This is a genomic window from Halomonas saccharevitans (assembly GCF_900116405.1).
GTDB lineage: Bacteria > Pseudomonadota > Gammaproteobacteria > Pseudomonadales > Halomonadaceae > Halomonas > Halomonas saccharevitans.
In genome coordinates, this window is the sequence record NZ_FPAQ01000023.1 from 38302 (window position 1) to 63223 (window position 24922).

Below are 24922 nucleotides of genomic sequence, written 5' to 3' on the forward strand. Positions count from 1 at the left end.
CCTCGATGCGCGACACAGGCGCGCTGCAGCCCCTGATCGACGACGCCCTGGCGGATACCCCGCCGGGGCGTGGTGTCTGGGTCGCCCTGTCGGGAGGCCTGGACTCCTCGCTGCTGCTGACCCTGGCGGCGGCCGCCTGCCGCCGCCACCCCCGCCCGCTGCGTGCGCTGCACGTCCATCACGGCCTGCAGGCCGCCGCCGACGACTTCGAGCGCCACTGCCGACGACTCGCCTCGCGGCTCGGCGTGCCGCTGTGGGTCGAGCGCGTCGATGTCGATCCGTCCGCCGGCCAGGGCTGCGAAGCGGCGGCCCGCGAGGCGCGCTATGCGGCCTTCGCCCGGCGCCTGGCGCCGGGTGAGACCCTATGGCTGGCCCAGCACGCGGACGATCAGGCCGAGACCCTGCTGCTCGCCGCCCTGCGAGGCAGCGGGGTGCGCGGCCTGGCCGGCATGCCGGCAGGCCGCGACGGGCGAGGGCATCGCCTGGCGCGTCCGCTGCTCGGCGCATCGCGGGCCACGCTCGAGGCCGAGGCGAGGCGCTGCGGGCTCGCCTGGGTGGAGGATCCCACCAACGCCGACGAGAGCCTGGATCGCAACTTCCTGCGCCACCGCGTGCTGCCGCTGCTCGAGACCCGCTGGACCGCGGCTCATCGGAGCCTCGCGCGCAGCGCGGCGCTGGCCGGCGAGGCCGATGGCCTGCTCGACGAGCTCGCCGCACTGGACCTCGAGCGCCTGGGCGACGACCCCGCCCGATTGCCTGTGGCGGGGCTCTCGGCGCTCTCCGCCCCGCGTCGCCGGCTGCTGATCCGCCATGCCTGCCAATGCCTCGGCCTTGCGACCCCGCCCGCCCGGCGCCTCGCGTCGCTGCTCGATCAGCTCGACGCCCGTGCGGACGGCGAGGTTCGGGTGGCCTGGCCCGGCGCCGAGGCGCGCGTCTGGCGGAGTCATCTCTACCTGCTGACCCCGGTCGAGGAGGTAGCGTCTGACGGCGGGCGGGGCGGGAGGTTGCTGGAGTGTCCGGTGGCATGGGACGGGCAGACACCGCTCGCCACGTCGCTGGGTGAATGGGACGTCACGCTGCGTCGGGACGACGGCGCCGCGGTTTCCTTGAGAGTGGCGCCGCGCGGCGGCGGCGAGCGCCTGCGCCTGGCCGGTCGCGGGCGACGCGACCTCAAGCGGCTGCTGCAGGAACTCGACGTGCCGCCCTGGGAGCGCGGGCGGCTGCTGGTGGTCCACCACGGCGAGGAGGCGGTGGCGGTCCTGGCGCCGTCGGATGACTGGCGGCTGGTGGCCGAGGGCTGGTCAGTCGCGTGACAGCGTCAGCGTGAAGCCGGCGGCCGCCTGGTAGTCGACCTCCTGCTCCAGATCGTTGAGCAGCAGGGCCGGGTCCTCCTGGGGGGCGAGCGTCAGATGCAGCGCCTCGCCGTCGGCGTCGAGTCGCGGCACGCCGGGCGGCTGCTCGGGACGCGAGTGATTGATCAGCACGGCCAGGCGCAGCAGGCGGGCCAGCCGCGCGTGGGAGCGCTGCTCGCTCGCGGGCAGCGCCTGCCACTCCTTGACCGGGAACTTGCGCCGATGGGCGCGCACCAGGAAGGCCAGCAGCCGCTGCTCCGGGCGCGAGAAGCCGGCCAGGTCGGAGTGCTCCAGCAGGTAGGCGCCGTGGCGATGAAACTGGCTGTGGGAGATGGCCAGGCCGATCTCGTGGAGCCGGCTCGCCCAGTCGAGGAAACGGACCTCGTCGTCGTCCAGCGCCCATGCCTCGCGGACCTGTTCGCAGAGCGCCTGGGCCGTAGCGGCCACGTTCTCGGCCTGGCGTGCGTCCACCCGGTAGTTGCGGGCCAGGCCGTCCAGGGTCTTGAACCGTGAATCCTCGGGGCTGTGGCGGCCCACCATGTCATAGAGCACGCCCTCGCGCAGGGCGCCGTCGGCGTAGCGCATCTGCTCGAGGTCGAAGGCCTCGAAGATGGCGCCGAGGATCGCGATGCCCGCGGGAAAGATCCGCGAGCGGTCGGCCTTGAGCCCCGGGAGGTCGACCCTGTCCAGCTGCTTGCACTTGATCAGCTGGCGGCGCAGGTTCGCCAGTCCGTCGCGGGTGATCACCCCCTCGGGTCCCTGGCCGGCCGCCGCGATCACCGCGGCGGCGGCCTTGATGGTGCCGCTGGAGCCTACGGGGTCGCTCCAGCCCAGGCGCTGGTAGGGCCGCTGGATGTTGGCCAGCTCCGAGAGGGCGGCCAGTTCCGCGCGGCGCATGCGTTTCTCGCTGATCTCGCCGTCGTCGAAGAAGCGCCGCGTGAAGGTCACGCAGCCCATCCGCAGGCTCTCCAGGGCCAGCGGTTCGAAGTGCTCGCCGATGATGAACTCCGTGGAACCGCCGCCGATGTCGACGATCAGCCGGCGGCCGTCCTCGGCCACCGCATGGGCCGCGCCCAGGTAGATCAGGCGCGCCTCCTCGCGACCGGCGATGATCTCGATGCGGTGGCCCAGCAGGGCTTCGGCGCGTTCGATCAGCGCCTGGCTGTTGCGCGCATCGCGCAGGGCATTGGTGCCGACGACGCGCAGGTCGCGGCGGGCGATGCCCTCGAGGAAGGGGGCGAAGCGGGCCAGACAGTCCAGTGCCCGGGTCATGGCGTCCTCGCGCAGCACGCCGTCCTCGTCGAGTCCGGCGGCCAGCTGCACCTTCTCGCCCAGCCGGGCGACCACCTGCAGCCGGTCGTCCTGGTAGTTGGCGACCAGCAGGTGGAAGCTGTTGGAGCCGAGGTCGATGGCGGCAAGGCGGCGGGGCTCGGCGGCGGTCGCGGGGTCGCTCGCGGTGGCGGAAAACCGGTCCGTTGGCACTGTCATGGCGCGTCCTGATGGGTGATGGAAAAGAGGTTGCGGGCGGTGTCCGGCGTTGTCAATTGCCCCGTGATGGCCGCCGCGGCAGGGCTTGCGTTTGCTGGCGCCCTTGACTAATATCGAGGCGTTCGCCTGTTCCGAATGCTTCACGACCGTTCCACGGCGTTTCCGTCGCGGTCAGTATCCAAGTCGTCAGACAGCCCACTGCTTCAGCCTGCGATCCCGGCCCCGTGCCCGACATCGCTGATCAGGCGAAAACGAACCTGCTTCCTCGCTTCCGATATCGGCCCGGCACCCCTGTTCAAGGCGGCTGCCCGCCCAGGCCATTCGATGCTTCACGACGAGAGGTAGCCTGTCCGGGCTCTGAACGCATCCACAGGGCGTCATCGTCTCGCCTCCTGTCTTTCCTCACGGCGCACTGCCGCCCGGCTTCCACGAGCAAATTCTGAACACACCGATGAATCTTACCGAACTCAAGCAAAAGCCAGTTCCGGAGCTTCTGGAGCTTGCCCGCGAGATGGGCATCGACAATCTGGCGCGCTCCCGCAAGCAGGACATCATCTTCGCCATCCTCAAGAAGCATGCCAAGAGCGGTGAGCCGATCTTCGGTGATGGCGTGCTGGAGATCCTGCAGGACGGATTTGGCTTCCTGCGCAGCGCCGACAGCTCCTACCTGGCCGGCCCCGATGACATCTATGTCTCGCCGTCGCAGATTCGCCGCTTCAACCTGCGCAAGGGCGACTCCATTTCCGGCAAGATTCGTCCGCCGAAGGAGGGGGAGCGCTACTTCGCGCTGTTGAAGGTCAGCGAGATCAACTTCGACAAGCCGGAGAACGCCAAGCACAAGATCCTCTTCGAGAACCTCACGCCGCTGTTCCCTCAGGAGCGGCTGCGCATGGAGATCGGCAACGGCTCCACCGAGGATCTCACCGCCCGGATCATCGACCTCACTGCACCCATCGGCAAGGGTCAGCGCGGCCTGCTGGTCTCCCCGCCCAAGGCGGGCAAGACCCTGATGCTGCAGAACATCGCCACCTCCATCACCCGCAATAATCCCGAGTGCCACCTGATCGTGCTGCTGATCGACGAGCGCCCCGAGGAGGTGACGGAGATGTCGCGCACGGTGCGCGGCGAGGTGGTGGCTTCGACCTTCGACGAGCCGCCGGCCCGTCACGTGCAGGTGGCCGAGATGGTCATCGAGAAGGCCAAGCGCCTGGTCGAGCACAAGAAGGACGTGGTGATCCTGCTCGACTCCATCACGCGTCTGGCTCGCGCCTACAACACCGTGGTGCCGAGCTCCGGCAAGGTGCTGACCGGCGGCGTCGACGCCCACGCCCTGGAGAAGCCCAAGCGCTTCTTCGGCGCGGCGCGTAACATCGAGGAGGGCGGCAGCCTGACCATCATCGCCACAGCGCTGGTCGACACCGGCTCCAAGATGGATGAGGTGATCTTCGAGGAGTTCAAGGGCACCGGCAACATGGAGGCCCACCTCGACCGCAAGCTGGCCGAGCGTCGCGTCTACCCGGCGATGAACATTCGCCGCAGCGGCACCCGCCGCGAGGACCTGATCGCCTCCGAGGACGAGATGCAGCGCATGTGGATCCTGCGCAAGCTGCTCAATCCCATGGAGGATACGGCCGCCACCGAGTTCCTGATCGACCGCCTGAAGGATACCAAGACCAACCTGGAGTTCTTCGAGGCCATGAAGCGCCGCTGAGGTTGCTCGGACCGAGCGGGCCAGGCGGTATCGGGAAGGGGCAGCATGCTATGCTGCCCCTTCCTCGTTTTGGAGCGGGATATCCTAATGAAGTATCAGGACCTTCGCGAGTTCATCGCGGTGCTCGAGGAGCAGGGCGAGCTCACGCGCGTCACCGCCGAGGTGGACCCCTATCTCGAGATTACCGAGATCTGCGATCGCACCCTGCGGGCCGGCGGGCCGGCCCTGCTGTTCGAGAACGTCAAGGGCCACGACATGCCGCTGCTCGGCAATCTGTTCGGCACGCCGAAGCGGGTGGCCATGGGCATGGGGCAGGACTCGGTGGCCGCGCTGCGCGAGGTAGGCGAGCTGCTGGCCTTCCTCAAGGAGCCGGAGCCACCCAAGGGCTTCCGCGATGCCTGGAGCAAGCTGCCGATCTTCAAGCAGATAATGAGCATGGGGCCCAAGACGGTGCGCCGGGCCCCGGTCCAGGCGCTCGTCTATGAGGGCGACGAGGTCGACCTCGATCGCCTGCCGATCCAGCACTGCTGGCCCGGGGATGCCGCGCCGCTGGTCACCTGGCCGCTGGTGATCACCCGCGGCCCCCAGAAGACCCGCCAGAATCTCGGCATCTACCGCCAGCAGAAGCTCGGCAAGAACCGGCTGATCATGCGCTGGCTCTCCCACCGCGGCGGGGCGCTCGATTTCCAGGAGTTCCAGAAGGCGCATCCCGGCGAGCCCTTCCCGGTGGCGGTGGCGCTGGGCGCCGATCCGGCCACCATCCTCGGCGCCGTGACCCCGGTACCGGACAGCCTATCCGAGTACGCCTTCGCCGGGCTCTTGCGCGGCTCGCGCACCGAGCTCGTCAAGTGCGGCCACGCCGACCTGCAGGTGCCGGCCTCCGCCGAGATCATCCTCGAGGGCTTCATCTATCCGGACGATAGGGCGCCCGAGGGGCCCTATGGCGACCACACCGGCTACTACAACGAGGTCGAACAGTTCCCGGTGTTCACGGTGACGCGCATGACCATGCGCGAGAACGCCATCTACCACTCCACCTACACCGGCCGGCCGCCCGACGAGCCGGCGATCTTGGGGCTGGCCCTCAACGAGGTGTTCGTGCCGATCCTGCGTCGCCAGTTCCCCGAGATCGTCGACTTCTACTTGCCGCCCGAGGGCTGCTCCTACCGCATGGCGGTGGTGACCATGAAGAAGCAGTACCCGGGGCATGCCAAGCGGGTGATGATGGGCGTGTGGAGCTTCCTGCGCCAGTTCATGTACACCAAGTTCGTGGTGGTGCTCGACGACGACGTCGACGCCCGCGACTGGAAGGACGTGATCTGGGCCATCACCACCCGCATGGATCCCGCCCGGGACACCGTGATGGTGGAGAACACCCCCATCGACTATCTGGATTTCGCCTCTCCCGTGGCCGGCCTGGGCTCCAAGATGGGCCTGGACGCCACCAACAAGTGGCGCGGCGAGACCGATCGCGAGTGGGGCACGCCCATCGTCATGGACGAGGCCGTCAAGGCCCGCGTCAGCGAGCGCTGGAACGACCTGGGCATCACGCTTTCTCCTGACAACGACACGAGGCATTCATGACGCCAAGGACCCTGACCTGCCTGGTCACCGAGGTCGAGGACCTCACCCCGGACGTCTTCCGCGTCCAGCTCGAGGGCCGCGCCGAGGCCGTGGCCCACGACCCCGGCCAGTACCTGGAGCTCAAACTCGCCGAGGACATCTGGGTGCCGTTCTCCATCGCCAACGCCCACGCCGGCGATGGCACGATCGAGCTGCACATCCAGCACTGGCCGGAGCGCGACAACTCCGCGCGGCTGCGCGAGCTGATGCAGGTCGCCGAGCGGCTGACCGTGCGCCTGCCCGGTGGCGATTGCGTGCTGGACCCGGACAGCACGCGCCCGCTGCTGCTGGTCGCCGCCGGCACCGGCTTCTCGCAGATGAAGGCAATCGCCGAGGCGGCCCTGCACCAAGACCCCGACCGCGAGATCGACCTCTGGTGGGCGGCCCGCGAGCGTCGCGATCTCTACCTGGAGCGCCTGCCCCGTGAGTGGGCCGAAGGGCACGCCAACCTGCGCTTCCATGCCGTGACCGAGGTCCCGCCGGAGCAGGCCATCGAAGGAGCGCACGTTCACGCCCATCACGACCGCATCGATCGGGCGCTGGCGACCGGCCTCGAGGACGTCTCCGGCCATGACGTCTACGTCTCCGGCTCCCCGGGCATGGTCTATGCGTGCGTCGACGTGCTGGCCTCATTGGGCCTCGAGGCCTCGCGAGTCTTCTCGGACGTCTTCGCCTACGCCCCCCGCGATCCCATCGTGCCCACCGCGGGCAGCCTGGTGCGAGAGGGCGGTTCATGAGCGCCTCGCCGATCCTGATTACCGGCGGGGCCCAGCGCCTGGGGCGCCACTGCGCGGAGCGCCTGCGCGACGACGGCCATCCGGTGATCATCAGCTATCGGCGTGAGCGCGAGGAACTCGAGGCGCTGCGCGCCCAGGGCATCGTTACCCTGCCTGCAGACTTCTCGAGCGAGGCGGGCATCATGGATTTCCTCGAGCGGCTCAAGGCCGAGACCTCCTCGCTGCGCGCCATCGTCCACAACGCCAGCGACTGGGCGCCGGACAGTAGCGGCGACGATGCCGGCGCCAACTTCGAGCGGCTGTTTCGCGTGCACATGCTGGCGCCCTACCTGATCAACCTGCACGCCCGCGAGCTGCTCGAGGCGTGCAGCGAGCCCCAGCGCGACATCGTGCACCTGACCGACTACGTGGTGCAGAAGGGCTCTCGCAAGCACGCCGCCTACGCCGCCACCAAGGCGGGGCTGGATAACCTGACGCTCTCCTTTGCGGCCATGTTCGCGCCGAAGGTCCAGGTCAACGCCATCGCCCCGGCGATGATCATGCTCAACCAGGGCGACGACGAGGCCTACGCCGAGAAGGCGCGCGCCAAGTCGGCCATGGAGATGATTCCCGGCCCCGGCGTGATCTATCAGAGCCTGCGCTACCTGCTCGACAACCGCTTCGTGACGGGCATCACCCTGCCAGTCGATGGCGGGCGGCATCTTCGCTAGAATGGCCGACACCCCTGATGACAACCCCGAAGAGGATAACGACATGGCGGGACACGACGAGAACTTCAAGGATGACAGCGGCCTGCTGGCCGTCTTCCTGGGCCTGGCGGTGCTGCTGGGCATGAGTGCTCTGCCGGCCACCATCGGCTGGGTCCAGCTCGCGACCGGCTGATCGCCGCCGCGCGACGCCCCTTGCCGAGGCCGCCCCGATACGGCACGATGGCAATATCGCTCAGGAGATGACCATGACACCCGCCCCGTACCCGACCCTTCGCTGCCTCGACGACGCCCCGCGTCGCGATGTCGAGTGCGCGGGCGCCCGGGTCGGCGAGGCGGAGCTGCAGGGCTGGTATGGCTACTGGTTTAGCACCGGTGTGCCGGTGGCCATGTCCTGAGCCGCACCAAGGACAGCGCCACGAGGCACGCCCACCGGGTTGCCTCCTCCCAGAACCCCCGGACGGCAACCCCGCCCGGGGGTTCTGCGTTTCACGGCATTCGACACCATCGACGACAGACAAGGAGAGAGATCATGACCGCATCCATCGCCATTCGCCTGACCCGGGGCTTCGTGGGCTATTACGGCTATTGGCGATTTAGCGAGCTGCGGTCGGCTCACTCTGCCACGCCCGACCGTAGCGAGATCGGTGGCTCCCGACAGACACGATGTACGATCGCTACCCGGAGTTGATGACCATGAATGCCCCCGTTTCGCTGGCCCCCGCCCCGCACCAGGCCGCCCCGACGTCCGATGCCGGGACGCCCGCCGCCTCGCTGCCCACCCCGGGCGAGCTGCGCCACACGCTTCCGCTCGCCCCCGCGCTCGCCGAGCAGGTGGCGGCTCACCGTCGGGCGATCCGCGCCATTCTCGACGGTCACGATGACCGCCTGCTGGTGGTGGTCGGGCCCTGTTCCGTTGACGACCCCGAGGCCGCGCTGGACTATGCGCGCCGCCTGGCCGAGCTGGCGCCGAGGGTCGCCGATCGGCTGCTGATCGTGATGCGCGTCTACGTCGAGAAGCCGCGCACCACCGTGGGCTGGAAGGGGCTCGCCTACGACCCCGACCTGGACGGCAGCGGCGACATGGCGCGTGGCCTGCACGCTTCTCGCAAGCTGATGCGCGACATCGCCGCGCTCGGCCTGCCGGTGGCCACCGAGCTGCTGCAGCCGATGCTGGCGCCCTACCTGGACGACCTGCTCGCCTGGGTGGCGATCGGCGCCCGCACCACCGAGTCGCAGCTGCACCGCGAGGTGTCCAGCGGCCTGGAGGCCGTGGTCGGCTTCAAGAACGGTACCGGCGGCGAGCTGCAGGTCGCCCTGGATGCCATGCAGTCCGCCGCGCATCCCCATCGCCACTTCGCGATGGCCGAGGATGGCCGGCCCATGGTCCGCGAGACCGACGGCAACCCCCACACCCACCTGGTGCTGCGTGGCGGCCATGGCGAGCCCAACTACTCGGCCGCCCATGTCCGCTCGGCGCGGCGCACCCTCGAGGCGGCCGGCCTCGCCCCGCGGATCATGGTCGACTGCAGCCATGCCAACGCCCGCAAGGATCACCGCCGTCAGAGCGAGGTGCTGCTCGACGTCCTGGGTCAGCGCGAGGCCGGCGACGCCTCGCTGGTGGGCCTGATGATCGAGAGCCACCTCCACGAGGGCAAGCAGCCGCTCGCCCCGGGGCGCCAGCGCTACGGCGTCTCGGTGACCGACGCCTGCATCGGCTGGGAGACCACCGAGCACCTGCTGACGACCGCGGCGGAACGCCTGCGGCGAGCGGCGCCGGGCGAGTAAAGAAAGCTGAGCGGCCCCGGGCGATTGCAAGAAGGGCCGCGCCTGTACCCGGGGAGGCGATGTGCGGATAATCGCCGCATCGTCTCTCTTCGCACAGGTCCTCCATGACGTTTCGCTTCGAACACCATGATCCCGCCACCTACCGCCGCCTATCCCGCCTGACGGGCCTGGCCATGGCCGGCCAGCTGATCGTCTTCGGGCTGCTGTTCTCGCAGCTGCTCGTCGCGGCCTTCGGCGGCAGCCTCTGGATCAATGCCCTGGGCGTGCTGCTGGGCCTGGCCGCCACCAGCCTGGTCTTTGCCGTGCTGCGACAGCGCCCCTGGATGGCCGGCATCCGCTACGTCTGGCGCCTCAAGCACCATCTGGCGCGGGTCAGCGCCTACCTGCCGGCCCTGCGACGCGGCATGGGCGAGGGTGACGAGGCGGCGCTGGCGGTGCTGGCCTTTTACCACCAGGGCATGGCCCAGCTCTCCGAGCTCGAGGGGCGCACCCTCGACGACGATGCCGAGCTGCTCGCCGAGCGCGAGGTGGTCCGTCACGCCCGCCGCGAGAGGGGGCTTTCCGAACGCGTCGAGGGCTTCGAGCTCGAGGACCTGAGTGCCTTCCGCAAGGGCTAGGGCGTGGCTGGGGTCATCGCCCTGTCACCTTCTCGATCTAGGCTCGACTCGTCGACCCGAAGGCGCCCGCGGCGCCTCGCCCACCTGACGAGGAGAGCAGCATGAGCAAGGAAATCGAGGATCATCGTGTCTTGAACCCCAGCAGCAATGAGCCCTTTGACGCAGTGCTCGCTCGTCATGTCTCCCGGCGCAGCGTGATGCGCGGCGGCCTGGGGTTGGCGGCCGCCTCGATGTTGGGGTTCGGCGGCGCTGCCCAGGCGCTGGCGTCGGGCGGCGCGAAGAAGACGCCGCTGAGCCTCGCCTTCGAGTCGGTGCGCGGCTCGCGCACCGATGCCGTGGTGGTCCCTGCCGGCTATACCGCCCAGGTGCTGGTGCCCTGGGGCACGCCGCTGCATGATCAGGCGTCGGCGTGGCACGAGGGGCTGGCCATGACCCCGCAGCGCCAGGCGGAGAGCGTCGGCATGCACCACGACGGCATGCACGGCTTCGCGCTCGAGCCTTCGAGCGCCTCGCGTCGCTTCGTGCTGGCGCTCAACAACGAGTACATCGACCAGCAGGCGCTGTGGGCGCCTCAGGGTGGGCCCACCAACGCCGAGGAAGGCGCTCGTCCCGCCGACGAGTCGCGCACCGAGATCAACGCCCACGGCGTGACCCTGGTCGAGGTGGCGCGCTCCGCCGATGGCCAGTGGAGCCATGTGGCCGGCTCGCCCTACAACCGTCGCTTCACCAGTGCGACTGAAATGGAGCTTTCCGGGCCTGTCGCCGGCAGCGACTATGTGCGCACGCCGTTCTCGCCGGAAGGCGTGCTTTGCCGTGGCACCAACAACAACTGCGGTAACGGCTACACCCCGTGGGGCACCTACCTGGCCTGCGAGGAGAACTGGCCCAACGTCTTCGTCAACACGGGAGCACGCTTCCGCGATGATGCCCGCATCGGCATACCCACCGAGCGTGGCCGCTATGGATGGGAGACCTCCGCCGGCGATGCCTCCGAACGTGATGGGGAATTTGCGCGTTTCGAAGTCACCCCGCGGGGGGCGAGTGCGCTAGACGACTACCGCAACGAGGCGCGCACCTTCGGCTATCAGGTGGAGATCGACCCCTATACCGGCGAGCGCGCCGTGAAGCGAACCGCCCTGGGGCGCTTTCGTCACGAGGGCTGCTGGCTGGGCAAGCTCGTGCCGGGCAAGCCGGTGGTCTTCTACTCCGGCCATGACGCCCGCAACGAGTACGTCTATAAGTTCGTCTCCGCCGCCGCCTGGGATCCGGTCGACGCCAATCGTCCCGGCGAGGCCTACGATCGCCTGGCCATCGGCGCCAAGTACCTGGACGAAGGTGTCCTCTATGCCGCCCGCTTCGAGGCCGACGGCCGCGGTGAGTGGCTGCCGCTGACGCCTAAGGCCCGCTCGCGTGATGGTCGTCCCCTGCACGAGGCGCTGGGGTTGGCCGCCGATGATCTGGCCGGCATCATCGTCAACACCTGCGACGCCGCCGATCTGATGGGCGCCACGCCCATGGACCGCCCGGAGTGGGCCAGCGTAGATCCTGCCTCCGGTGAGGTTTACCTCACGCTGACCAATAACAGTAAGCGCACCGGCGACGGCAGCACGGCGACCTATACCAACGATGGCGGCTCGCTCGACGAGCCGGGCGTGGGCTTCGCCACCGCGCCGGTGAACGCCGCCAACCCGCGTGCCGAGAACGGTGCCGGGCACATCATCCGCTGGCGAGAGCGTGACGACGTGGCGGCCTTCGACTGGGAGGTGTTCGTCTTCGGCGCGGCGGCCGACGATGCCGACAACCTCTCCGGCCTGACCGAGGCCAACCAGTTCGCCAGCCCCGACGGCCTGTGGTTCGATGACCGCGGCGAGGGCGAGGGCATCCTGTGGATCCAGACCGACAACGGCTATGAAGGCGTCGCCGAGCACACCAACGACCAGGTGCTGGCGGTGGTGCCCGGCGTCCTGGGGGCAGGTGAGGATGCGCCTTCGGTGGTGAATACGGGCAACCAGCAGGGGCTCAAGCGCTTCGCCGTGGGGCCCAACGGCGCCGAGGTGACCGGCATCTTCGCCACCCCGGATCGCACGGCGCTGTTCATCAACATCCAGCACCCGGGCAACTGGCCGGCATCTCAGGACGCGACTGAGCCGGCGTCGGGCAGCGTGCGTCCGCGGGCGGCGACCGTGGTGATCCAGAAGCGCGATGGCGGGCCGATCGGCGTCTGATCCTCGCCGCCTCCGTTCGCAAGCAGGCCCCTGCCATCGGCAGGGGCCTTTCTCGTTCAGGGGCCCGCCAGGTCGCTGCCGCGACGCCAGTGCGACATCGCCCACGGCCTCTTTCTCGCTGCCTGCTAATCTGTCAGAGATGATCGGTTGGCGTCGGGGCGGTGGTGCTCCGTGGAGTGCGCTCGCCGAGCATCCCCTCTTGCCAAGCGCCGCGAGGTCATCATGAACCAAACACGCTGTGTTCCTTCGTTGCGTGCCGGCATTGGCGCCGTTCTTCTCTTCGTACTGGAGCCCCATGGCGTCCTTGCTCAGGAGCTCACCGTCACCGATCTCGGTACGCTCGGCGGCAGCGAGTCCTTCGCCGTCGATGTCTCCCAAGGAGGAGCCGTCGTCGTCGGCGATAGCGACACGGGGATGGGGACACGGGCCTTCCGCTGGACGAAAGACGGCATGATGCAGGATCTGGGCACGTTGCCGGGCGGAACGTCCTCCTCGGCAGAAGGGGTCTCTGCCGACGGTGCCGTGATTGTCGGAACGAGCCGGAATGCCGACGGGAGTCAGGCCTTCCGCTGGACGGCTACCGGCGGCCTGGAAGACCTGGGCAGTCTCGGCGGCGATTTCACCGCGGCCAGCGGCGTCTCGGCCGACGGCAGCGTGGTCGTGGGGTTCAGCGGCACACCTGCCAACGTCGACCGCGCGTACCGCTGGACCGCTGCCAGCGGCATGGTGGATCTTGGCACTCTGGGGGGAGCGTTCTCCTTCGCCAACGATGTATCGGCCAACGGCGCCGTGATCGTTGGCCAAAGCGAGCGGGCGAATGGCGATTTCATCGGGTTTCGCTGGACGGCCTCCGAGGGCATGCAAGACCTCGGTTCCCTGGGCGGCAGCTTCTCGTCGGCAACGGCTGTGTCCGGCGACGGCATCGTGATCGTCGGTTTCAGCCTGACGGCCAGCGATGACGATCGCGCTTTCCGCTGGACCGAGGCGCAGGGCATGCAGAGCCTCGGCGTCTTGCCCGGCGACACCGACTCCCTCTCTTTTGGCGTGTCGGACGACGGCGCGGTCATCGTTGGTGAGAGCTTTTCCTCGGGCAGTGATAGCCGCGCCTTTCGTTGGACGGAAGCGGAGGGCATGCAGGATATCGGAACCCTCGGCGGGGATACCGCCGTCGCCAGTGCCGTCTCCGGCGATGGTTCCGTCATCGTTGGCCGCAGCACCACCGCGAGCGGCGACGAGCGTGCCGCGCTGTGGAAGTTCAGCGATGAGCCTCCGGAGTCACCGGTGATCATCGATGTCGCCAGTACGCTCCGAAGCGTAGCGGCGCTGGCGAATGACGCCTTTGCGGTGATGGAGTTGCGCCGGCGTGATCTCAACACGCTGCAAAATAGTTGCCGTGTCTCCCGCGCCGGGGACGTCTGCTATTCGGCGGCGACGGACGTGAGCGGTGTCGACGGCAATACCGATGCGCTAGGCAGCGTGACGGTCGGCTACGGGCTTACGGATCGGCTGTCGGCAGGCGTCACCCTGGGCCATGCCCTGTGGGAGGATCTGCCCAGCAGTGTCGATCGCGGTGACGGCAATATCGGTGGCGGCGTATACGTGCAGTGGCACGACACCGGGGCAGCGGCGGCTCGGTACCTTCGCGGCAGTCTCTCGGCGAACCGTTACGACGTGGACACCGCCCGTCAGGACTTAGGCTTTACCGAAGCCGCGACGGGCGATAGCCGTATCGAAGGCTGGAGCGCCGCCGTTGAGCTTGGTCAGTCGCATCCGCTCGAGGGCCGGTCGCACGTTGGCTATTACGGCGGTCTGCGGCATGGCGACCTGAAGATGCGCGCCTTTACCGAGCGCAAGGCGGCGTTTCCGTTCCGCTACGCCGAGACGACGCAGCGCCTGACCAGCGCCTTCGCGGGAGCTCGGTACGCCATGCCGCTGTCAGATGCGGTGCAGTGGTCGGTCGATGCCGAAATCGAGCAGGATCTGGCGCACGATGATCCCACCCTCATCGCATCCGCGGACTACATCGGCACCGTGACGTTCGACGCGGATACCGAGCAAACGCGAGGCGTGCTGTCCACCCGCGTGACCTATGCCGTCAACGATCGCCTCCACCTGTCAGTCACGCCCTATGTGGCGCGCACAGCGTTGGACGATACCGCCGTGGGCAGCGTGTTCGCCATCGAAGGACGGTTCTGATGCGCGATGGGTATCCCTTCGGCCTTAGCCTGCCGCACAGGGGCCCTGTCGGCGTTTGGGCCAGAGGGCGCGGGCATCATGCCCGGGCGGCGTAGGCGAAGAGCAGGGTCTCCTGGGCGCTGATCGGCGCGGCACCGCCGGCCTGCTGCTTGACGTAGAGGCCGTCGCTGCCGAGCAGCCAGCTCTGGCAGTTGTCCACCAGGTAGGTCTCGAGGTCCTTGCGGACCCGGGCGGCGAGTTTCTTGTCCAGCAGCGGAAAGCAGGTCTCCACCCGGTGGAACATGTTGCGCGCCATGAAGTCGGCGCTGGAGCCCCAGGTCTCGGACTTGCCGTCGTTGTGGAAGTGGAAGACGCGCGTGTGCTCCAGGAAACGACCGATCACCGAACGCACCCGGATGGTCTCGGAGATGCCCGGCAGCCCCGGGCGCAGGCAGCACATGCCGCGGATGATCAGATCGCACTCCACCCCCGCCCGGGACGCTCGGTAGAGCGCCTGGATCAGCTTGGGTTCGGTGAGCGAGTTGCACTTGATGATCAGGTGGGCGCGCTTGCCCTTGCGGGCATGTTCGGCCTCGCGGTCGATGCGCGCCACCATCTGCTCGTGCAGGGTGAAGGGCGCGTGCAGCAGCTTTTCGATATGCCGGGCCCGGCCCATGCCGGTGAGCTGCTGGAAGACCTTGTGCACGTCGGCGCAGAGCACCGGGTCGGCGGTGAGCAGGCTGTAGTCGGTGTAGAGCCGGGCGGTCTTGGAGTGGTAGTTGCCGGTGCCCAAGTGGGCGTAGTGGCGCAGCCGGCCCCGTTCGCGGCGCACGATGTGCATCATCTTGGCGTGGGTCTTGTAGGCCATCACGCCGTAGATGACGATGGCGCCGGCCTCCTGCAGACGCGAGGCCAGCGCCAGGTTGTCGGCCTCGTCGAAGCGCGCCCGCAGTTCGATCACTACCGTGACTTCCTTGCCGTTGCCGGCGGCCTCCACCAGGGCGTTGACGATGGGGGAGTCGGCGCCGGTGCGATAGAGGGTCTGCTTGATGGCCAGCACGTCCGGGTCGCGGGCGGCCTCGCCGAGCATCTTCTCCACCGGCGTGAAGGACTGGAAGGGGTGGTGCAGCAGGATGTCGCCCTCGGCGATCACGCCGAGCAGGCTGTCGGCCTTGAGCAGCGACTTGGGCAGGCCCGGCGTGAAGGGGCGGTAGAGCAGCTCGGGGCGCTCCACGGCATCGAGCACCGACATCATGCGCGTGAGGTTCACCGGGCCATCGACCCGATACAGATCGGTCTCCTCGAGCTGGAACTGGCGCAGCAGGAAGTCGGCGAGATCGTCGGGGCAGTTGTCGGCCACTTCCAGGCGCACCCCGCTGCCGTAGCGGCGCGACAGCAGCTCGCCGCGCAGCGCCGAGGCGAGGTCGGAGACCTCCTCGGGGTCCACGGACAGGTCGGCGTTGCGGGTCAGGCGGAACTGGTAGCAGCCGAGCACCGTCATGCCGGGGAAGACCTCCTCGGCGTGAGCATGCATCATCGACGACAGGAAGACGTATTCACTGAAGCCCTCCTCGCAGAGCGTCTCGGGCAGGGCGATCACCCGCGGCAGCGAGCGCGGCGCCGGCAGGATGGCCAGGCCCCCCTCGCGGCCGAAGGCGTCCTTGCCCTCGAGCTGGACGATGAAGTTGAGGCTCTTGTTGACCAGCCGCGGGAAGGGGTGAGAGGGGTCCAGGCCGATGGGGCTGACCACCGGGATGATCTCGGTGGCGAAATACTCCTGCACCCAGGCGCGCTGGGCCTCGGTCCAGTCGCCGCGGCGGCGAAAGCGCAGCCGCTGGGCCTCCAGGGCGGGGATCAGGACCTCGTTGAGGATCTGGTACTGGCGCGTCACCTGCTCGTGGGCGATCCGCGCGATCTCGGCCAGCACCGAGCGGGGCGAGCGGCCGTCGGCGCCGGTGGATTCGTCGCCCAGCAGCACCTGGTGCTTCAGGCCGGCCACGCGGATCTCGAAGAACTCGTCCAGGTTCGACGAGAAGATCAGCAGAAACATCAGCCGGTTGAGCAGCGGGTGGGCCTCGTCGAGGGCCTGCTCCAGCACCCGGACGTTGAACTGCAGGTGCGAGAGCTCCCGGTTGAAGTAGAGGCCGGGGTCGGTGAGGTCAGCCTCCGGGTCCGGCAGGGCCTTGGGCTTGATGCCGGTGCGGGTCTGGTTCAGGCGCGGGGCGGGCGGCTCGGGCAGTTCGCCGCCCTGGGCAGGATGGTCCGCATCGTGGCGGGGGATGGGGTCGCGCGTCTCTTCCATGGGAGCTCCCTGTCAGCGTGCGGAAGGGGCGCGACCCTCCCGTTGACTAGCGTGCGAGCAGCCGCGCTGCCCGCTTGGCGAAGTAGGTGAGCACGCCGTCGGCGCCGGCGCGCTTGAAGCAGAGCAGCGACTCGAGGATGACCGCGTCCGCCTCCAGCCAGCCGTTCTCGAAGGCGGCCATGTGCATGGCGTACTCGCCGCTCACCTGGTAGGCGAAGGTGGGCACCTTCAGTTCGTCCTTCACCCGACGCACCACGTCCAGGTAGGGCATGCCGGGCTTGATCATCACCATGTCGGCGCCCTCGGCCAGGTCCAAAGCCACCTCGTGCAGCGCCTCGTCACCGTTGCCCGGATCCATCTGGTAGGTGGTCTTGTCCGCCTTGCCCAGGTTGCCGGCGGAGCCCACGGCGTCGCGGAAGGGGCCGTAGTAGCGCGAGGCATACTTGGCGCTATAGGCCATGATTCGCGTGTTGACCAGCGCTTCCTGCTCCAGCACCCGGCGGATCGAGCCGATGCGCCCATCCATCATGTCCGAGGGGGCCACCACGTCGGCGCCGGCCTCGGCGTGGGAGAGCGCCTGCTTGATCAGGGTGGCCACGGTGCGATCGTTGTGCACGTAGCCGGCCTCGTCGAGGATCCCGTCCTGGCCGTGGCTGGTGTAGGGGTCCAGCGCCACGTCGGTGATGACGCCGAGCTCGGGAAGCGCCGCCTTGAGGGCCCGCACGCTGCGTTGCACCAGGCCCGCGGCGTTGTAGGACTCCTCGGCAAGCTCGCTCTTGAGCTCGGTGCCGACCACCGGGAACAGCGCGATGGCCGGAATGCCGAGCTCATGGGCCTCGCGGGCCTCCTCGATCAGCAGATCGATCGAGAGGCGCTCCACCCCGGGCATCGAGGGCACCGCCTCGCGCTGGCCCTCACCCTCCAGCACGAAGACCGGCCAGATCAGGTCGGCGGCGGTCAGGGTGTGCTCGCGCATCAAGCGGCGCGAGAAGTCGTCGCGGCGCATGCGGCGCGGGCGGGAGGTCGGGAACTGGCGTGGGGTCATGAAACTCAAGGCGTCTCTCCGGCAGTGGGATCTGGGCCGCCACAGGTCGATAGTGGCGGCGCAAGATGACGAAACGATGACATGGGGTCGACTGCCTCCGAGTATATCAGTGTCGACAGGCGTCGAAAGTCGCGCCTTGTCGCACCCCCGCCGACTCTCTAAAGTGAAGGCCTTGTGATTTCAGGGCCTGGCGTCGCCAGGCGCCTACCTTCAAGGAGACAGGCATGAGCAAACAGGTGGCGGTGATCCTCTCGGGGTGTGGAGTGCAGGACGGGTCCGAGATCTACGAGACCACCCTGACCCTGCTGCGCCTCGATCAGCTGGGCCTGGGCTATCGCTGCTTCGCCCCGGACATCGAGCAGCACCACGTCATCGATCATCGTCACGGCGCACCGGTCGAGGGTGAGACCCGCAACGTGCTGACCGAGTCGGCGCGCCTGGCGCGCGGCGAGATATTTCCTCTCGATGAGCTCGAGGCCGACGAGTTCGACGCGGTGATCCTGCCCGGCGGCTTCGGCGTCGCCAAGAACCTCTCGGACTTCGCCGTGACCGGCGATGGCCTGCAGGTGATCGAGGCGCTGACCGAGGCGCTGGCCGGCTTCCACCAGTCGCGCAAGCCGATCGGCCTGATGTGCATTAGCCCGGTGCTGGTGCCGCGCCTGCTCGGCCCGGGCATCGCCGTAACCGTGGGCAGCGATCCCGGCGTCGCCGGCGCGATCAGCGCCATGGGCGGCCTGCACCGCAGCTGCGGGGTGGGGGACATCGTGCTGGACTTCGAGAACCGGGTGGTGACCACCCCGGCCTACATGCTGGCGACCCGCATCAGCGAGGCCGCGACCGGCATCTTCAAGCTGGTCGATCGTATCGACGAGCTGATGGACCTGTAAGCGCCGAGCATCAAGCGCCGAGCGCCAAGGAAAACCCCCAGTCGGCGAAGTGCCGCTGGGGGTTTTTGCTGGAGTCATCATGCTGTGATGGCCGCTTGGCCGCGACGCTTACGGCTCGTCTTCTGCCCCGGTCTCCTTTTCCCGCTTGCGGCGCACCAGCCGGCCGAACAGCAGGCCGACCTCGTAGAGCAGGTACATCGGCACCGCCAGCAGGCTCTGGGAGACGACGTCCGGCGGCGTCAGCAGCATGCCGATGACGAAACAGCCAAGCACCACGTAGGGGCGCTTCTTCGACAGGCTCTCCACCGTGGTGGCGCCCGAGAGGATCAGCAGGAAGGTAGCGATGGGGATCTCGAAGGCCACGCCGAAGGCGAAGAACAGCTTGAGGACGAAGTTCAGGTACTGGTTGATGTCGGTCATCACCGCCACGTTCTCCGGCCCGGTCTGGGTGAAGAACTGGAACAGCAGCGGGAAGACCACGTAGTAGGCGAAGGCGGCGCCGCCGTAGAAGAGCGCAATGCTGGAGGCCAGGATCGGCAGGGCCAGCGCCTTCTCGTTGTCATAGAGCCCCGGCGCCACGAAGGCCCAGGCCTGATGCAGCACGTAGGGGATGGCGGCGAACACCGCCACCACCAGGGTCAGCTTGAAGGGCGCGAGGAAGGGCGAGGCGACCTCGGTGGCGATCATCTGCGAGCCTTCCGGCAGCAGCGCCATCAGCGGTTGGGCGACGAACGAGTAGATGTCGTTGGCGAAGGCATAGAGCCCGAGAAAGATCACCAGGATCGCAACCACCGCGCGCATCAGCCGCGAGCGCAGCTCGATGAGGTGCTCGATCAGCGGGGCCTGGTTCTGTTCCTGGGGATCACCGGTCTTGCTCATCGGGAGGCGGAATCCTTGTCGGCGGTGGAGGCATCGGCGGAGCGCGGGTGATCATCGTCTTCGCTGCCCGAGCGGGCCCGGGCCAGGGCGTCGTCGAGGCGCTTCTCGGCGGGCGCGGCCTTGCTGTGCGAGCTCGAGGTGGACGTACCGCCGTCGTCCTCGGCGATGCTCTCCACGCCCCGCTTGACCTGCTGGACGCCCTCGTCGAGCTTCTTCTGCTGCTCGTTGAGCTTCTGGCGCAGCTCCTCGGCCTCGAGCTGGGCGCTGATCTCGCTCTGCATGCCCGAGACCGTGCGCTTGATCTTGCCGATCCACAGCCCCAGGGTGCGCGCGGCCTTGGGCAGGCGCTCGGGACCGAGCACCAGCAGGCCCACCACGCCGATGATCATCAGTTCGAGAAAGCCCATATCGAACATGGCGGTTTACTTGCGCTCTTCCGAGTCCTCGGCCTTCTTCTCGGCCTTGACGTCGTAGGTGTTGACCCCCTCGTCGTCATGGCTGACGCGGGCCTGGGGATCGTCCGCCTGCTCGTCCTCTTCTTTCTCGCCCTTCTCCTCGTCGTGCATGGCCTTCTTAAAGCCCTTCACGGCGCCGCCCAGGTCGCCGCCGACGTTGCGCAGCTTCTTGGTGCCGAAGATCAGGATGATGATGCCGAGAACGATCAGCAGCTGCCAGATACTGATACCACCTAACATAGTTGCTTCCTCAGGTTGGGGCTCCGGGGGAGGCCCGGAAGGGCCAGTTGACGCTATGGTTGCCGTGCGGCCTTCTCGTCGTGTCCCGAGACACCGAAGCGGCGGGCCAGCTCATCCAGGACCGTCCCGTGGTCGAGGCCCAGGTGCGAGAGCATCACCAGGCTATGAAACCACAAGTCGGCCGTTTCGGCGATCAACGCCTGTTGCGCCGCCGCGTCGCCGCGCTCGGCATCCTTGGCCGCCAGCAGCGTCTCGGTGGCTTCCTCGCCAAGCTTCTCGAGGATCTTGTTGAGCCCCTTGTGATGCAGGGCGGCCACGTAGGAGCTGTCGGGATCGGCCTGGCGGCGCTGTTCGAGCACGTCGTGCAGTCGGTCCAGTATATCGCTCATGGGGCAGGGTTCCATTGCTTGAGGTCAGTTCCAGGCCAGTAGCAGCACGCCGAGGCCGGCGGCGGCGAGCGCCGGCCAGGGCTGGCCGGCGGCCCACTCGTAAAGCGGCTGCCAGGCCAGCGCGGCGACGATCAGCAGCAGGCCCAGGCGCAGCCGCCGATGACGACCGCCCTGGCGCGTCAGCTGGCGGGAGATATCGCCCATCGCGGCCGACTGGCGACGGCGCTGGCGATGTTCCTGCTCGGCGCGAGACAGCGCCTGGTGGGCAAGCACCGGCAGCTCGGGCAGGTGGCGGGCAAGCTCGGGCGCCTGGCGCTTGAAGGACTCCAGTAGGCCGCGGGCTCCGGCGCGCTCCTTCATCCAGCGCTCCAGGAAGGGCTTGGCGGTGCTCCAGAGGTCGAGGTCGGGATAGAGCTGGCGCCCCAGTCCCTCGATGTTGAGCAGGGTCTTCTGCAGCAGCACCAGCTGGGGCTGGACCTCCATGTTGAAGCGGCGTGCGGTCTGGAAGAGCCCCAGCAGCACCTGGCCGAAGGAGATGTCCTTGAGCGGCTTCTCGAGGATCGGCTCGCACACCGTGCGCACCGCCGCGGCGAACTCGTTGGCGCGGGTCTCCTCGCCCACCCAGCCTGACTCGATGTGCAGGGCGGCCACCTCGTAGTAGTCCTGATGGAAGAAGGCCAGCAGGTTGCGTGCCAGGTAGTCCTGGTCCTCGCGGGTGAGGCTGCCGACGATGCCGCAGTCGATGGCGATGTACTGGGGATCTTCGGGGTGCTCGTAGGAGATGAAGATGTTGCCCGGGTGCATGTCGGCATGAAAGAAGTTATCGCGGAACACCTGGGTGAAGAAGATCTCCACGCCGCGCTCGGCGAGCTTCTTGAGGTCGGTGCCCTGGGCGATCAGCGCCGCGGTATCGGCCACCGGCACGCCGTAGATCCGCTCCTGGACCATCACCCGGCGGCGGGTCAGCTCCCAGTGGATGGCCGGCACGTAGAGCAGCGGCGAATTCTTGAAGTTGCGCTTGAGCTGGGAGGTGTTGGCGGCCTCCTTGGTCAGGTCGAGCTCGTCGAACAGCGTGGATTCGTAGTCGCGGACCACCTCCACGGGGCGCAGCCGGCGCGCCTCGGGGATCCGCGCCAGCACGCTGGCGAAGCGATACATCAGCGCCATGTCCTGGCGCATCACCCGCTCGATGCCCGGGCGGATGATCTTGACCACCACGGCCTCGCCGCCGTGCAGCCGCGCGGCATGCACCTGGGCGACGGAGGCCGAGGCCAGCGGCTCGGGCTCGAAGTTGGCGAAGGCCTCCTCCAGCGACATCTCGAGCTCCTCCTCGACCAGCGCCATGGCCTGGTGGCCGGGGAAGGGCGGCACCTGATCCTGAAGGCGCTTCAGCTCGTCGGCGATGTCCTCAGGCAGCAGGTCGCGCCGGGTCGAGAGCATCTGGCCGAGCTTGACGAAAATCGGGCCCAGCGACTCCAGGGCCAGGCGCAGCCGCTCGCCCCGGGAGCGCTCGCCGATCGGCACCAGTCGCAGCGGCGAGATCGTGAACAGGGCTCTGAGCCACCAGGGCAGGCGCGCCAGGGGCAGCAGGGTATCGAGCCGGAAGCGGGTGATCACCCAGACGATGCGCGCCAGTCGCAGGATCATGAGGGCGCCTCCGCGGCGGCCAGGCGACGGCGCAGCCGGGCCAGGCGGGCCTCGAGGCGGTCGGTGGCGATCTCCAGTTCGGTCATGTGATCGCGCAGCGCCTCGAGCTGGTGGCGCCCCGGCAGCAGGCGCGCCTCCTCGAAGACGTACTCGCCGACGTCGGCGCAGAGCTCCTGGCGGGTGCGCAGCCCCCACTGGGAGAGGCTGCGCACGCCTTCGGCCAGGCTATGGGCGGGCATGTCGCCAAGCCAGCGGGCGAGCTCGCCCTCCCAGTCGAGATCGAGATCGAACAGCAGGTCGCGGGTCGCCTCGAGCAGGTGGGTGCGTCCGCGCACGGCGAGCTTGCCCTGGAACATCAGACGCTCGATGGAGGCGCCGCCGAGCAGCTCGCCGAGGGTCTCGGCATCCAGCTCGACCACCGCGTCGAAGCCCGCTTCGTCGAAGGCGGTCTCGTCGCTGTCTGTTTCGTCGGGCAGGTCGGGGCGCAGCAGGTCGATCCCCGCTGGATGGAAGTGCAGGGCCAGCGCCAGGGCGGGCCGCTCCAGGCGCAGCAGGATGCGCTGGCCGGCCAGCCGGGCCAGCCGCCCCGGGGCCGCGGGATCCCGGGCGAGCAGGGCGTTGAGGGTGCGTTCGAGACCGGCCAGCAGCAGAGTGGGAGATAGCGACATCATGCCCTCACAGCTTGATGCCGCGATGCAGGGCGACGATGCCCCCGGTGAGGTTGGTGTACTCGACCCGCTCGAGTCCCGCGCTCTCCATCATGGCCTTGAGGGTTTCCTGGTCGGGATGCATGCGGATCGACTCGGCCAGATAGCGGTAGCTCTCGCCGTCGCTTGCCACCAGCTCGCCGATCCTCGGCAGCAGGCGGAAGGAGTACTGGTCGTAGGCCTTGGAGAACAGCGGATTGCCCGGCTTGGAGAACTCCAGCACCAAAAGGCGCCCGCCCGGCTTGAGCACCCGCGCCATGGAGCGCAGGGCGGCATCCTTGTCGGTGACGTTGCGCAGGCCGAAGGCGATGGTGATGCAGTCGAAGCTGTTGTCGGGGAAGGGCAGGCACTCGGCGTTGGCCTGCACGTACTCGACGTTGCCACCGACGCCGTGGTCGATCAGCTTGTCGCGACCGACCCGCAGCATGGATTCGTTGATGTCGGCCAGCACCACCCGGCCGCGCGGCCCCACCATGCGCGAGAACTTCTGCGTCAGGTCGCCGGTGCCGCCGGCGATGTCGAGCACGCTGTGGCCGGGGCGCACGCCGGAGCGTTCGATGGCCAGGCGCTTCCACAGGCGGTGGATGCCCAGCGACATCAGGTCGTTCATGATGTCGTAGCGCGCCGCGACCGAATGGAAGACATCGGCCACGCGAGAGGCCTTCTCCTCGACCGGGACGTCCTGATAGCCGAAGTGGGTGGTGTGCTTGTCACTGGCGCTCATGCCGTGGGGCTCCCGAATCGCTGCGGTGGGGGCAGGCCTGACGGCCTCGCCGATGGGCGCCATTGTAGCCTCCCCCCATGGCGATTGTCTTGACGGGGATTGGGGCGACGGGGCGCGCCTTACTCGGCCTTAGGCACCGGGGGGCCGGACCGTCGAGGGGGCGCTGTGAACCCCTCCCTGGGCGCTACCGACGCCCTGCGGCGCTCTCGCATCCTGCTCCGCTCGCAGGGCCGGTGCTGGCCATCCATGGCCAGCCCATTCGGAGGAGTCCTCCTCACCCATGGCGTAGGACCCCCTCGTCGGTCCGCCCCGGCGCCTTGCGTGGCGTTCTGGTGTGCTACAGCTGCTTGATCTCGATGCCCAGCGGCTCCCGCGAGGCGCCCGCTTCCTCGAGCCGACGCAGGTAGTCGGACCAGTTGGCCTCGCGGCGGCGGATCAGATCGTAAAAATAATCCCAGCTGAACAGGCCGCTGTCGTGGCCGTCGTCGAAGTGCAGCTTCAGCGCGTAGCGCCCGGCCGGAGTGATGTTCGCAAGGCCGACGTCCTTCTTGCCCACCTGCAGGGTGGCGGAGTCCGGGCCGTGGCCGCGCACCTCGGCGGAGGGCGAGAAGACGCGCAGGTACTCCACCGAGAGCCGGTAGGACTCGCCCTCGGCATAGGTGAGTTCGAGCTCGCGCTCCTTGCGGTGGTAGTGCACGTTGGTGGGGATCGGGGCTGTCATGGCAAGGCTCCGCAGCAGCGTTGGCGGTGAGCGGCTGTACCGGTCACCGCTCGTGTCGGAGGCGCTGTGAACCCATCCTTGGGCGCTACATTTGCCTTCCCTGGCAAATGACCTCCTCGACGAGCGGTTCCCGGCGCCGCGCTACCCGTTGGCCCTCAGCGTAGACATGATGGATTGACCTGCCCCTCCTCAACGTCGTGGGTTACGTTGAGGTTGGGCAACAACACAGAGCCACTATTGAGGGAGGCAGGTCATGACACAGTCTAACGCAACTCAGCAGGTCGTTGTGGAGCGCACTGCCGCCGAGCGGCTCAGCGCCGCCAGCGACGTCCATGCCGCCTATATCGGGCTGGATGTGCATAAGGCCAGCATTGCGGTATCCATCGCCGAGGCGGGACGGCATGAGCCGGAGTTTCGTGGTGAGATCGCCAATGAGCCCACGGCCATCGACACGCTGATCCGCCAGCTGAGCCAGCGCTTCGCGGGGCAGCCTCTGCTGTTCA

At 68.3% G+C, this 24922-nt stretch carries 23 protein-coding genes and 1 pseudogene; 13 read left to right on the forward strand and 11 right to left on the reverse strand.

Going from position 1 to position 24922, the window contains the following annotated elements:
* Window positions 1–5 precede the first annotated feature (5 nt).
* A complete protein-coding gene (gene tilS, locus BM388_RS11535; protein ID WP_089850287.1) occupies window positions 6–1313 on the forward strand; it encodes a tRNA lysidine(34) synthetase TilS in 1308 nt (435 codons plus the stop codon).
* Here the strand turns inward: tilS and ppx are convergent.
* A complete protein-coding gene (gene ppx, locus BM388_RS11540; RefSeq protein ID WP_089850289.1) occupies window positions 1302–2840 on the reverse strand; it encodes an exopolyphosphatase in 1539 nt (512 codons plus the stop codon). The two genes, tilS and ppx, sit on opposite strands and share 12 nt — an antisense overlap.
* 451 nt (window positions 2841–3291) lie before the next feature.
* On the opposite strand from ppx, the gene rho reads away from it, so the two are divergent.
* From rho to BM388_RS11580, 10 genes are all read left to right on the forward strand, one after another.
* The gene (rho, locus tag BM388_RS11545; RefSeq protein ID WP_089850291.1) at window positions 3292–4551 is read left to right on the forward strand and encodes a transcription termination factor Rho; all 1260 of its coding nucleotides are present in this window, start codon (window positions 3292–3294) and stop codon (window positions 4549–4551) included.
* Window positions 4552–4638: 87 nt separating this feature from the next.
* Window positions 4639–6135 (forward strand): 4-hydroxy-3-polyprenylbenzoate decarboxylase, encoded by a 1497-nt coding sequence (gene ubiD / locus BM388_RS11550; protein WP_089850293.1) that lies wholly within the window; start codon window positions 4639–4641, stop codon window positions 6133–6135.
* Window positions 6132–6911: an NAD(P)H-flavin reductase gene (locus BM388_RS11555; protein WP_089850296.1), complete on the forward strand. Its 780-nt coding sequence runs from the start codon at window positions 6132–6134 to the stop codon at window positions 6909–6911. Before ubiD ends, BM388_RS11555 begins: the two co-directional genes overlap by 4 nt.
* Window positions 6908–7621, forward strand: a complete 714-nt coding sequence (gene folM / locus BM388_RS11560; protein ID WP_089850298.1) for a dihydromonapterin reductase — start codon at window positions 6908–6910, stop codon at window positions 7619–7621. Before BM388_RS11555 ends, folM begins: the two co-directional genes overlap by 4 nt.
* A 43-nt stretch (window positions 7622–7664) precedes the next feature.
* Window positions 7665–7793, forward strand: coding sequence for a hypothetical protein (locus BM388_RS18190; protein ID WP_281245187.1), 129 nt, complete (start codon window positions 7665–7667; stop codon window positions 7791–7793).
* A 73-nt stretch (window positions 7794–7866) separates the two neighbouring features.
* Window positions 7867–8016: a hypothetical protein gene (locus BM388_RS17865; protein WP_175535086.1), complete on the forward strand. Its 150-nt coding sequence runs from the start codon at window positions 7867–7869 to the stop codon at window positions 8014–8016.
* Between the two features lie 298 nt (window positions 8017–8314).
* Window positions 8315–9406, forward strand: a complete 1092-nt coding sequence (locus tag BM388_RS11565) for a 3-deoxy-7-phosphoheptulonate synthase (RefSeq protein WP_089850330.1) — start codon at window positions 8315–8317, stop codon at window positions 9404–9406.
* Window positions 9407–9510: 104 nt separating this feature from the next.
* Window positions 9511–10023 carry a DUF3087 family protein gene (locus tag BM388_RS11570; RefSeq protein ID WP_089850300.1) on the forward strand — a complete coding sequence of 171 codons (513 nt, stop codon included), beginning with the start codon at window positions 9511–9513 and terminating at the stop codon, window positions 10021–10023.
* 101 nt (window positions 10024–10124) lie between these two features.
* Window positions 10125–12248 (forward strand): PhoX family protein, encoded by a 2124-nt coding sequence (locus BM388_RS11575; protein WP_089850302.1) that lies wholly within the window; start codon window positions 10125–10127, stop codon window positions 12246–12248.
* A 222-nt stretch (window positions 12249–12470) separates the two neighbouring features.
* Window positions 12471–14444, forward strand: a complete 1974-nt coding sequence (locus BM388_RS11580) for an autotransporter domain-containing protein (RefSeq protein WP_089850304.1) — start codon at window positions 12471–12473, stop codon at window positions 14442–14444.
* A 76-nt stretch (window positions 14445–14520) separates the two neighbouring features.
* Here the strand turns inward: BM388_RS11580 and ppk1 are convergent, their stop codons facing one another.
* On the reverse strand, window positions 14521–16725 hold the full coding sequence (gene ppk1 / locus BM388_RS11585) for a polyphosphate kinase 1 (protein ID WP_089850306.1): 2205 nt from the start codon (window positions 16723–16725) through the stop codon (window positions 14521–14523).
* Window positions 16726–16771: 46 nt separating this feature from the next.
* Window positions 16772–17770, reverse strand: a complete 999-nt coding sequence (gene hemB, locus BM388_RS11590; RefSeq protein WP_390882404.1) for a porphobilinogen synthase — start codon at window positions 17768–17770, stop codon at window positions 16772–16774.
* A gap of 224 nt (window positions 17771–17994) precedes the next feature.
* On the opposite strand from hemB, the gene elbB reads away from it, so the two are divergent.
* Window positions 17995–18657: an isoprenoid biosynthesis glyoxalase ElbB gene (elbB, locus tag BM388_RS11595; protein ID WP_089850310.1), complete on the forward strand. Its 663-nt coding sequence runs from the start codon at window positions 17995–17997 to the stop codon at window positions 18655–18657.
* 108 nt (window positions 18658–18765) lie between these two features.
* Here elbB and tatC read toward each other — a convergent pair whose 3' ends face one another.
* From tatC to BM388_RS11635, 8 genes are all read right to left on the reverse strand, one after another.
* On the reverse strand, window positions 18766–19536 hold the full coding sequence (gene tatC / locus BM388_RS11600) for a twin-arginine translocase subunit TatC (protein ID WP_089850311.1): 771 nt from the start codon (window positions 19534–19536) through the stop codon (window positions 18766–18768).
* The gene (tatB, locus tag BM388_RS11605) at window positions 19533–19952 is read right to left on the reverse strand and encodes a Sec-independent protein translocase protein TatB (RefSeq protein WP_089850313.1); all 420 of its coding nucleotides are present in this window, start codon (window positions 19950–19952) and stop codon (window positions 19533–19535) included. Before tatB ends, tatC begins: the two co-directional genes overlap by 4 nt.
* Before the next feature lie 6 nt (window positions 19953–19958).
* Entirely contained in the window at window positions 19959–20231 is a 273-nt protein-coding gene (gene tatA / locus BM388_RS11610; protein WP_089850315.1) for a Sec-independent protein translocase subunit TatA, read from the reverse strand.
* A 53-nt stretch (window positions 20232–20284) separates the two neighbouring features.
* The gene (locus BM388_RS11615; RefSeq protein WP_089850317.1) at window positions 20285–20620 is read right to left on the reverse strand and encodes a phosphoribosyl-ATP diphosphatase; all 336 of its coding nucleotides are present in this window, start codon (window positions 20618–20620) and stop codon (window positions 20285–20287) included.
* 24 nt (window positions 20621–20644) lie between these two features.
* Window positions 20645–22267, reverse strand: coding sequence for a ubiquinone biosynthesis regulatory protein kinase UbiB (ubiB, locus tag BM388_RS11620; protein ID WP_089850319.1), 1623 nt, complete (start codon window positions 22265–22267; stop codon window positions 20645–20647).
* A complete protein-coding gene (locus BM388_RS11625) occupies window positions 22264–22935 on the reverse strand; it encodes a ubiquinone biosynthesis accessory factor UbiJ (protein WP_089850320.1) in 672 nt (223 codons plus the stop codon). The genes ubiB and BM388_RS11625 overlap by 4 nt, the downstream gene beginning before the upstream one ends.
* Window positions 22936–22942: 7 nt before the next feature.
* The gene (gene ubiE / locus BM388_RS11630) at window positions 22943–23698 is read right to left on the reverse strand and encodes a bifunctional demethylmenaquinone methyltransferase/2-methoxy-6-polyprenyl-1,4-benzoquinol methylase UbiE (RefSeq protein ID WP_089850332.1); all 756 of its coding nucleotides are present in this window, start codon (window positions 23696–23698) and stop codon (window positions 22943–22945) included.
* Between the two features lie 337 nt (window positions 23699–24035).
* Window positions 24036–24419, reverse strand: coding sequence for a gamma-butyrobetaine hydroxylase family protein (locus BM388_RS11635; protein WP_089850322.1), 384 nt, complete (start codon window positions 24417–24419; stop codon window positions 24036–24038).
* Window positions 24420–24672: 253 nt separating this feature from the next.
* Here BM388_RS11635 and BM388_RS11640 point away from each other — a divergent pair.
* Window positions 24673–24922: pseudogene (locus BM388_RS11640) on the forward strand (hypothetical protein); the annotation flags it as partial.

Bases quoted from the DNA above. Each gene is read 5' to 3' on its own strand.
- ubiD (WP_089850293.1), top strand. From the start codon at position 4,639: ATGAAGTATCAGGACCTTCGCGAGTTCATCGCGGTGCTCGAGGAGCAG.
- BM388_RS17865 (WP_175535086.1), top strand. From the start codon at position 7,867: ATGACACCCGCCCCGTACCCGACCCTTCGCTGCCTCGACGACGCCCCG.
- BM388_RS11570 (WP_089850300.1), top strand. From the start codon at position 9,511: ATGACGTTTCGCTTCGAACACCATGATCCCGCCACCTACCGCCGCCTA.
- BM388_RS11565 (WP_089850330.1), top strand. From the start codon at position 8,315: ATGAATGCCCCCGTTTCGCTGGCCCCCGCCCCGCACCAGGCCGCCCCG.
- BM388_RS11555 (WP_089850296.1), top strand. From the start codon at position 6,132: ATGACGCCAAGGACCCTGACCTGCCTGGTCACCGAGGTCGAGGACCTC.
- BM388_RS11580 (WP_089850304.1), top strand. From the start codon at position 12,471: ATGAACCAAACACGCTGTGTTCCTTCGTTGCGTGCCGGCATTGGCGCC.
- ppk1 (WP_089850306.1), bottom strand. From the start codon at position 16,725: ATGGAAGAGACGCGCGACCCCATCCCCCGCCACGATGCGGACCATCCT.
- BM388_RS11575 (WP_089850302.1), top strand. From the start codon at position 10,125: ATGAGCAAGGAAATCGAGGATCATCGTGTCTTGAACCCCAGCAGCAAT.
- tatB (WP_089850313.1), bottom strand. From the start codon at position 19,952: ATGTTCGATATGGGCTTTCTCGAACTGATGATCATCGGCGTGGTGGGC.
- BM388_RS11615 (WP_089850317.1), bottom strand. From the start codon at position 20,620: ATGAGCGATATACTGGACCGACTGCACGACGTGCTCGAACAGCGCCGC.
- ubiE (WP_089850332.1), bottom strand. From the start codon at position 23,698: ATGAGCGCCAGTGACAAGCACACCACCCACTTCGGCTATCAGGACGTC.
- hemB (WP_390882404.1), bottom strand. From the start codon at position 17,770: ATGACCCCACGCCAGTTCCCGACCTCCCGCCCGCGCCGCATGCGCCGC.
- BM388_RS11635 (WP_089850322.1), bottom strand. From the start codon at position 24,419: ATGACAGCCCCGATCCCCACCAACGTGCACTACCACCGCAAGGAGCGC.
- tilS (WP_089850287.1), top strand. From the start codon at position 6: ATGCGCGACACAGGCGCGCTGCAGCCCCTGATCGACGACGCCCTGGCG.
- tatC (WP_089850311.1), bottom strand. From the start codon at position 19,536: ATGAGCAAGACCGGTGATCCCCAGGAACAGAACCAGGCCCCGCTGATC.
- BM388_RS18190 (WP_281245187.1), top strand. From the start codon at position 7,665: ATGGCGGGACACGACGAGAACTTCAAGGATGACAGCGGCCTGCTGGCC.
- ppx (WP_089850289.1), bottom strand. From the start codon at position 2,840: ATGACAGTGCCAACGGACCGGTTTTCCGCCACCGCGAGCGACCCCGCG.
- BM388_RS11625 (WP_089850320.1), bottom strand. From the start codon at position 22,935: ATGTCGCTATCTCCCACTCTGCTGCTGGCCGGTCTCGAACGCACCCTC.
- rho (WP_089850291.1), top strand. From the start codon at position 3,292: ATGAATCTTACCGAACTCAAGCAAAAGCCAGTTCCGGAGCTTCTGGAG.
- elbB (WP_089850310.1), top strand. From the start codon at position 17,995: ATGAGCAAACAGGTGGCGGTGATCCTCTCGGGGTGTGGAGTGCAGGAC.
- folM (WP_089850298.1), top strand. From the start codon at position 6,908: ATGAGCGCCTCGCCGATCCTGATTACCGGCGGGGCCCAGCGCCTGGGG.
- tatA (WP_089850315.1), bottom strand. From the start codon at position 20,231: ATGTTAGGTGGTATCAGTATCTGGCAGCTGCTGATCGTTCTCGGCATC.
- ubiB (WP_089850319.1), bottom strand. From the start codon at position 22,267: ATGATCCTGCGACTGGCGCGCATCGTCTGGGTGATCACCCGCTTCCGG.